The organism is Streptomyces hirsutus, assembly GCF_001418415.1.
GTDB lineage: Bacteria > Actinomycetota > Actinomycetes > Streptomycetales > Streptomycetaceae > Streptomyces > Streptomyces hirsutus.
Map to the genome: position 1 here is coordinate 1 of NZ_LIQT01000715.1, position 1,059 is coordinate 1,059.

Annotated in this window: 1 protein-coding gene; it reads right to left on the reverse strand. The window is 76.4% G+C overall.

The features are described 5' to 3' along the window. On the reverse strand, nucleotides 1-1,052 hold a 1,052-nt coding region (locus AOK11_RS37795), incomplete at its 3' end, for an RNA polymerase sigma factor (protein WP_240497644.1). Nucleotides 1,053-1,059: the final 7 nt, after the last annotated feature.

The window sequence follows — 1,059 nt, forward strand, 5'->3', positions numbered from 1 at the left end:
TCCGAGGGCGGTGAGGGCTCCTCGCGGAGCACGGGGGACGAGGCGGGCGGGGCGGCCTTCGGCTCCTCGGAGGGTTTCTCGTCGCCCGAGAGGGCGAAGGCGAGGGCCGCCGCCGTCGCCACCGCGACCACACCGGCCGCCAGGCCCGCCTTCACCGGTGCGGCCAGCCCCTCCGAGGCCGCCGCGCCGACCGCTCCGCCCGAGCCACCGGTGCCGACCGCACCGGCCGCGCCCGCCGCTCCCGCGGCGGCCGTGCCTCCGGCGAGGAGACCGGCCGCCTTGGCGTACCCGGCGGCGCCGAACCAGCCGATGACGGCCACGGGCACCAGGGAGGGGATGCCGCCGGCGACTTCCTGGACCTGGACGGCCGCCAGCCGGCACCGCGCGCATGCGTCCAGGTGCCCCCGCAGTCCCCGTTCGGCGCGGGTGCGCAGCCGGCCGCGCGCGTACGTGCCGAGCTGGTCGGCGTAGCGGGCGCACTCCTCGTCGTCGGTGAGGGTCGCGCTGACGTGCGCCTGGAGGTACGCCTGCTTCAGGCCCTCACGGGCGCGGCTGGCCAGGACGCGGGTGCCGTTGGCGTCCAGGCCGAAGAGCACGGCGACCGTGCTCGGCGACTCGTCCTCGACCTCGGTGTGCCACAGCACCGCCTGCCAGCGCTCCGGCAGCGACCTGAACGCCTGCATGGCCATGGACTGCTCGGCCTCGTGCATCGCCCGTACGTCCGCGCCCAGGTCCAGGGCATCGGTGTCGGACACGTGCGGAAGGCGCGCGGCCTGGGTGGCGAAGGCCGCGAAGTCGTCGACCAGTTGCTCGCGCTTCGCCGACCGGGTCCAGGACGCCGCCACCCGTCGTACGGTCGTGAGCAGGTACGCGCGTACGGCGTGCTCGGGGCCCGAACCGCCGCGCACCGCCTGGAGCACGCGGGCGAAGACCTCGGCGGTCAGGTCGTCCGCGGTGTGGGCGTCCCGGCAGCACGTACCGGCGTACCGGCGCACCGCTTCCGCGTGACGCCGGTACAGCTCCTCGTACGCCGAGTCGTCGCCCGCGCGCATGCGCGCG